Origin of the sequence: Pseudomonas sp. 18.1.10, assembly GCF_024655625.1 — a bacterium.
Taxonomy (GTDB): Bacteria; Pseudomonadota; Gammaproteobacteria; order Pseudomonadales; family Pseudomonadaceae; genus Aquipseudomonas.
The window spans coordinates 1-7,324 of record NZ_JANLGL010000249.1; the positions used below are offsets into that span (position 1 = coordinate 1).

At 62.3% G+C, this 7,324-nt stretch carries 6 protein-coding genes; 4 read left to right on the forward strand and 2 right to left on the reverse strand.

The features are described 5' to 3' along the window. The first annotated feature begins 211 nt into the window (after nt 1–211). The 4 genes from NUV89_RS25920 to NUV89_RS25935 all read left to right on the forward strand — a co-directional run bounded on the left by NUV89_RS25920 (nt 212) and on the right by NUV89_RS25935 (nt 4,204). On the forward strand, nt 212–1,474 hold the full coding sequence (locus NUV89_RS25920) for an OprD family porin (protein ID WP_257783561.1): 1,263 nt from the start codon (nt 212–214) through the stop codon (nt 1,472–1,474). 125 nt (nt 1,475–1,599) lie between these two features. Continuing rightward, nucleotides 1,600–2,418 (forward strand): NAD(P)-dependent oxidoreductase, encoded by an 819-nt coding sequence (locus tag NUV89_RS25925; protein ID WP_257783562.1) that lies wholly within the window; start codon nt 1,600–1,602, stop codon nt 2,416–2,418. A gap of 3 nt (nt 2,419–2,421) precedes the next feature. Then, nucleotides 2,422–3,297, forward strand: a complete 876-nt coding sequence (locus tag NUV89_RS25930; protein WP_257783563.1) for an SMP-30/gluconolactonase/LRE family protein — start codon at nt 2,422–2,424, stop codon at nt 3,295–3,297. 13 nt (nt 3,298–3,310) lie between these two features. After that, nucleotides 3,311–4,204 carry an aldose 1-epimerase gene (locus NUV89_RS25935; protein ID WP_257783564.1) on the forward strand — a complete coding sequence of 298 codons (894 nt, stop codon included), beginning with the start codon at nt 3,311–3,313 and terminating at the stop codon, nt 4,202–4,204. Between the two features lie 106 nt (nt 4,205–4,310). Here the strand turns inward: NUV89_RS25935 and NUV89_RS25940 are convergent, their stop codons facing one another. Further along, nucleotides 4,311–5,456, reverse strand: a complete 1,146-nt coding sequence (locus tag NUV89_RS25940; RefSeq protein WP_257783565.1) for an HlyD family secretion protein — start codon at nt 5,454–5,456, stop codon at nt 4,311–4,313. Further along, entirely contained in the window at nt 5,453–7,096 is a 1,644-nt protein-coding gene (locus NUV89_RS25945) for an MFS transporter (protein WP_257783566.1), read from the reverse strand. Before NUV89_RS25945 ends, NUV89_RS25940 begins: the two co-directional genes overlap by 4 nt. Nucleotides 7,097–7,324: the final 228 nt, after the last annotated feature.

Here is a 7,324-nt window from a genome sequence, read left to right on the forward strand (position 1 = left end):
GACCAGTCAATAAATCTTGTGACTGATACACCGCATTCGCGAGCAAGCCCGCTCCCACATTTAAAGCGTGCCCACTGTCCTACCGGTGAAAACCAAAGTCATCGTATAACTTCTTGTTGACAAGCCCCGTAAACCCCGCAAATATCGCCCTCAATGTTGTACGACGACGTATGACAAATAATAAAAACAACAAAAGAAAGGGAGCTCCACTGTGAGTCAATTCGCCCGCCATTCCTGCGCACGCCTGGGCCTTATCGGTCTTGGCAGCCTGAGCGCCGCCCTACCCCTCTGCGCCCAGGCCGACGGTTTCCTCGACGATGCCAAGGCCACGCTCAACCTGCGCAACGCCTACTTCAACCGCAACTTCACCAACCCGACCAATCCACAAGCCAAGGCCGAGGAGTGGACGCAAAACTTCATTCTCGACGCCAAGTCCGGCTTCACCCAGGGCACCGTGGGCTTCGGCATCGATGTGCTGGGCCTGTACTCGCAAAAGCTCGACGGTGGCAAAGGCACCGGCGGCACCCAGTTGCTGCCGATCCATAGCGACGGCCGCCCGGCCGACAACTTCGGCCGCCTGGGGGTGGCGTTGAAGACGCGGCTGTCGAAGACGGAATTGAAGGTCGGCGAATGGATGCCCGTATTGCCGATCCTGCGCTCCGACGACGGCCGCTCCCTGCCCCAGACTTTCCGTGGCGGCCAGGTCACCTCCGACGAAATCGCCGGCCTGACGCTCTACGGCGGCCAGTTCCGTGGCAACAGCCCACGCAACGACGCGAGCATGGAAGACATGTTCATGAACGGCAAAGCCGCCTTCACCTCGGACCGTTTCAACTTCGGCGGCGGCGAATACACCTTCAACGACAAACGCACCCAGCTCGGCCTGTGGTACGCCGAACTCACCGACATCTACCAGCAGCAATACCTCAACCTCACCCACAGCCAACCCGTGGGCGACTGGACCCTGGGCGCCAACCTCGGCTTCTTCAACGGCAAGGAAGACGGCAGCGCCCTGGCCGGCGACCTCGACAACAAGACCACCTTCGCCCTGCTCTCGGCGCGCTACGGCGGCAACACCTTCTACGTGGGCCTGCAGAAACTCACCGGCAACAGCGTGTGGATGAGGGTCAACGGCACCAGCGGCGGCACCCTGGCCAACGACAGCTACAACGCCAGCTATGACAACGCCCGGGAAAAATCCTGGCAGCTGCGCCATGACTTCAACTTCGTGGTGCTTGGCGTGCCGGGGCTGACCATGATGAACCGCTATATCAGCGGCAGTAATGTGCACACCGGGGCGATCACCGACGGCAAGGAATGGGGGCGTGAATCGGAGCTGGCTTACACCGTGCAGAGTGGTGCACTGAAGAACTTGAATGTGAAATGGCGCAACTCGACCATGCGCCGGGATTTCAGCAACAATGAGTTCGATGAGAACCGGATTTTCGTCAGCTATCCGATTTCACTGTTGTAGGGCCTCAAGTCTTCCGCTCCCACATTTAGATCCCACTCGCCTGAAGGAGCGTTGACAACCCCAGGAACCAATACCGATACTCCACCATAGTCATACGACAACCTACAACAACAATGGACCCGCCCATGACCACCACCCCTGCCGTTCCCTTCAACCGCCTATTGCTCACCGGTGCCGCTGGCGGCCTGGGCAAAGTCCTGCGCGAACGCCTGCGCCCTTACGCCCAGGTGCTGCGCCTGTCGGACATCGCCGAGATGGCCCCAGCCACCGATGACAGCGAAGAAGTGCAACCCTGCGACCTCGCCGACAAACAAGCCGTGCACCACCTGGTGGAAGGCGTCGACGCGATCCTGCACTTCGGCGGCGTCTCGGTTGAGCGCTCCTTCGAAGAAGTGCTCGGCGCCAACATCAGCGGGATTTTCCATATCTACGAGGCTGCGCGCCGGCATGGCGTCAAGCGCGTGATCTTCGCCAGCTCCAACCATGTGATCGGCTTCCACAAGCAGGGCGAAATCCTTGACGCCCACTCGCCGCGTCGCCCGGACAGCTACTACGGTCTGTCCAAGTCCTATGGCGAAGACATGGCCAGCTTCTACTTCGATCGCTACGGCATCCAGACCGTGAGCATCCGCATCGGCTCGTCGTTCCCCGAGCCGCAGAACCGCCGGATGATGCACACCTGGCTGAGCTTCGACGACCTGACCCAACTGCTGGAGCGCGCGCTGTACACGCCAGACGTTGGCCACACCGTAGTCTACGGCATGTCCGACAACCTCGACACCTGGTGGGACAACCGCTACGCCGCGCACCTGGGCTACGCGCCCAAGGACAATTCCGAAGTGTTCCGCGCCCAGGTCGAAACCCTGCCCCCGGTGGCCGCCGATGACCCGGCCAAGGTCTACCAGGGCGGTGCGTTCTGCGCCGCCGGGCCGTTTGGGGACTGACCGATGACGGCTGAATTGATTGTTGATGCGCGCAATGCGGTGGGCGAATGCCCGGTGTGGGTGCCCGAGGAAAACGCGTTGTACTGGGTGGACATCCCCAACGGCGGCCTGCAACGCTGGAGCGCCGCCAGCGGCCATGTCGCCGCCTGGAAAGCTCCTGAGATGCTCGCCTGCATTGCCCGCACCAGCACGGGCAACTGGGTCGCGGGGATGGAAAGCGGCTTCTTCCAACTCACCGCGCACAGCGATGGCAGCCTCGACAGCACGCGCCTGGCCAAGGTCGAGCACTCGCGTGCCGACATGCGTCTGAACGATGGCCGCTGCGATCGCCAGGGCCGTTTCTGGGCCGGCAGCATGGTGTTGAACATGGGCTTGAATGCCGCCGAGGGCATCCTCTACCGCTACGCGTCCGGCCAAGCGCCCCATGCCGCGCTGGACGGGTTCATCACCCTCAACGGCCTGGCCTTCAGCCCCGATGGGCGCACGCTGTACGCCTCCGACTCGCACCCACTGGTGCAGCAGATCTGGGCGTTCGACTACGACATCGACAGCGGCACGCCGTCCAACCGCCGCGTGTTCGTGGACATGCACCCACACCCCGGCCGCCCCGACGGCGCCGCGGTGGACGCCGACGGTTGCTACTGGATCTGCGCCAACGACGCCGGGCTGATCCACCGTTTCACCCCCGACGGCCGCCTCGACCGCTCCCTCAGCGTGCCGGTGAAAAAGCCCACCATGTGCGCGTTTGGTGGTAGCCGGCTGGACACCCTGTTCGTGACCTCGATCCGTGATGACCACAGTGAGCAGTCGCTGTCCGGCGGCGTGTTTGCCCTCAATCCTGGTGTGCAGGGCTTGGCTGAGCCGACTTTCACTCTCTGACGGGATAACCCTGATGATCGAACTCAAAGACGCCCTCACCCACCTCACCCTGGCCCCCGCCATTGGCGGCAGCATCGTCAACTGGCAGGTTATCGCCAGCGGCCAGCCGTTGTTGCGCCATAGCGATGAACATGCGGTGAACACGGGCCTTCCGGGCAAGCTGGGCTGTTATCCGCTGGCGCCCTGGTCCAACCGCATTGCCAATGGTGGTTTCAACAACCCCGATGGCTGGCTGGCCCTGTCGGCCAACAGCCTGACCGACCCGCTGCCGATCCATGGTTCGGCGTGGCAACAGGCGTGGCAAGTGGTCAGCCAGTCGGTGGATGAAGTGGTGCTGGAGGTGATGTGCGATACGCCGTTTGCCTATCGTGCCGAGCAACGGTTTCGCTTGAACAATGGCGAGCTGAGCATCGCATTGACGGTGACGCATCTGGCCGCAAAACCTGCCTGGCACGGTTTGGGGTTACACCCGTATCTGCCGCGCCAACCGGGTACACGGTTACAGGCCAAGGCTTCGCAGGTGTGGCTGAGCGATGCCGCCAAATTGCCTACGGGGCTGGCGCCGCTACCCGCAGACTGGGATTTCCAACAGCTCAAGGCCTTGCCGAAGGGGATGGTGGATAACGGTTTTTGCCAGTGGGATGGGCATTGCCGGATCGAGCAACCGGAGCTGGGTTATGCCCTGGAGTGCCAGGCCAGCGGTGCGGATTATTTCCTGCTGTATTGCCCGCCGGGGTTGGGGTTCTTTTGCATCGAGCCGGTGAGTCATCCGGTGAATGCGCATCACCTGCCGGGCAGGCCGGGCCTCAAGCTGTTGGAACAAAACCAGTCGGCACACCTGACGTTCAACCTGAAATACCTTCCAACTGTGGGAGCTGGCTTGCCTGCGATAGCGGTACATCAGTAAAAGGTGCATCAACTGACAGATAGCTATCGCAGCGATGCGGCGACCCGACAAGCCAGCTCCCACAGTTTTGATCTCTGTTGTGTCAGGGTCAGTGTCAGTGTCAGTGTCAGGGTGGGCTGTTCTTGAGGCGCCCTGCGGTGTCGATACTGACCACCACCGACAACCCCGGCCTTAGCCGCTCACTCTGCTCCTGGTCGGGGTCCACCGTAATCCGCACCGGCACGCGCTGGGCGATCTTCACAAAGTTGCCGGTGGCATTGTCCGCCTGCAACAGGCTGAACTCGGATCCCGTGGCCGGCGAAATGTGCTGCACCGTGCCGTGAAACCTGCGGTGGTTCAACGCATCCACGGTGAACGTCACCGGCTGGCCGACCTGCACATTGTCCATCTGGGTTTCTTTCATATTGGCGATCACCCACAACTGCGGCGGCACCAGCGCCATCAATTGCGCGCCAGAATTGACGTAGGCACCGAGGCGCACGCCAATCTGCCCCAGCTGGCCGTCACGCGGTGCGGTGATGCGCGTGTTGGACAGGTCGATGCGCGCCAGTTCCACCGCTGCATCGGCACTGGCGACCGCCGCTTCCAGGGAGCCGCGATTGACGATCACCGTCTGCAAATCCTGCCGCGCGATTTCCAGGCTGGCCTGGGCCTGGGCCACCGCTGCGATGGTCTGCGCATTTGCTGCACGGGTCACGTCGAGCTCGCGCCGGGACACCGAACCATCGCTGATAAGCTCTTCATTGCGGCGCAAGTCGGCGGTGCTTTTACGCGCCTGCGCCTCGCTGTCCGCCAACGCCGCCTGGCGCAGCTTGATGGTGGCTTCGGCGCTGTTGCGCTGCTGCACCACATTGGCCAGCGAGGCTTTCTGCACCGCCAGTTGGGCCAGTGCCTGGTCGAGGCGCTGCTTGTAGATACGATCATCCAGGCGCACCAGCAGGTCGCCGGCCTTCACGTACTGGAAATCCTGCACCGGCACTTCAAACACATAACCGGCGAGCTGCGGCCCGATGATCGTCACCTGCCCGCGCACCAGGGCGTTTTCGGTGGTTTCCACCGCGCTGCTGAAGGGTGGCAATTGCCAGGCGTAAAGCACGATCAGCACGCCGACCACGGCAATGGCGGCAAAGCCCAGGGACGAGATAATGCGCACCCGCAACGGTCGCAGTTCGGTGGGCACCGCACCGGGAGGTGTGCTGCCTTCCGGGGTCGCGGCGATGGCGGTGGTGGTGGTCGTTGAAGGTTCGGTCATTGAGGTGCGCCGCTGGGTTGAACGGGAGTGGCTGCTTTCGTGGTGCTCATCAGCCACAGACTGCGGATAAAGATCCAGATCATGGTCAGTATCGCGATGATCGCGATCAGCATGAAGACATCGTTGTAGGCCATTACGTTCGCTTCACGGGTGGCCGCGGTGGCCAGGCTGCGGATGCCCATGAGGTTGCGCAATTCCGGGTCGGCAATCACCCCGCCATAGGCCGAGCCGCCGCTCGACACCCGCGCGGCCACACGCGGGTCGAGCAGGCTCAGGTGCTCGACGATCATGCTCGAATGAAACTTCTCGCGCACGACCTGGAACGTGCCCAGCAGCGCCGCGCCCATCAAGCCGCCGAGGTTCTGGCAAATGCCGAACATCACCGAAAAACTCACCAGATTGCGCGGGTTGGTCAGCACGTTCTTGGTGCCCAACACCATGGTCGGCCCGAGGAAGAACGTCCCGCCGAAGCCTAGCAGGAACTGGCTGATATACAGGTTCTGCGGGCGGGTCAGGTTGCTGGAAAAACTGTCCATCACCGACCCCGTCGCCATCAACGCCAGGGAGATCACCAGCGGCATCAACAAGTGCGCCGGGTTGATCGTCAACGCGCTGACCACAAGCCCCGCAATCGCCCCGGCCAGCATCACCACGTACAGCGTGTGCATCTGCTGGTAGCTCATGTTGAGCATTTGCATGAACCCCACCGCGCCGGTGGACTGCTCGGACAGCACCATGCGGATCAGGATCACCGCCAACGCCAGGCGGATCATCACCCCGCTGCCCAGCCAGCGGGTCATCAGCATCGGGTTGGCGCGGTTATGCTCGATGGCCAGCCCGGCCATTATCAGCACCAGGGAACAGGCCGAGGCCACGCCGATCCACGGGGCTTCCAGCCACCAGTCGATACGCCCCAGGGACAACACCGCACACAACAAGGCGACGCCGCTGGCGAGGATCGCGAAGGTGAGGAAGTCGAGTTTTTCAAAGGTCTTGAAACGGTCACCGGGCGGCAACTTGAGCAGGAACACGCAACCCAGGCAGATCAGCGCCATGCCCAATTCAAACAGGTACAAGCCGCGCCACTCGGCGATTTGCAGCAAATCCTCGGAGAACAACCGCGCCAGCGGCAAGGCCAACTGCGCCGTGCCCAAGCCCAGCACCAGCGCCTTCAAGCGCCACTTGGCGGGGAACGCCTGGATCATGTAGTACAAGCCCAGCGAACTCAGCGCCGCCCCGACCATGCCGTGGGCCGCCCGCACCGCAATCGCCGAACTGAGGTCGTTGACGAACAAATGGCCGAAGGTCACCAGCGCGTACAACACCAGGAACACCTCGGTAAACGCGCGCAGGCCGAACTGCTGGCGGAACTTCACCAGCAGCAGGTTCATGCATACGTTGGTCATGACATAGGCGGCGGGCAGCCAGGCCATTTCGGCGGTGGTCGCACCGAGGGCGCCTTGCAGGTATTGCAGGTTGGCGATGACCAGCGCGTTGCCCAGGCCGCCGGTGATTGCCACCAGCACGCCCACCATCGCAAACAGCCAGCGCTTGTGCGTGGGGTGCAACGGCGTCGAGGGCGAACCGGGCAGGCTCGGGCGCTCGTGGGGCTGCCAGGTGCGGGGGGTGTAGTTGTTCATTCGATGACCTAGATGACCCGACGTGGGATGTCGGTAAAACCTTACTCAGAGCGTAGTAAACCTGAGGGGCGGGTATCTTGCCATCTTGGGTGTGTGCTTTTCTGTGGGAGCTGGCTTGCCGATGATGGAGGTCTATCGGTGTACATATCCGTTTTTTGGGTAACGGCCACCTATGGTTCCGCCCTTACGGCGGCTCACTTTTGAAGAGCGCAAAAGTAAGCAAAACGC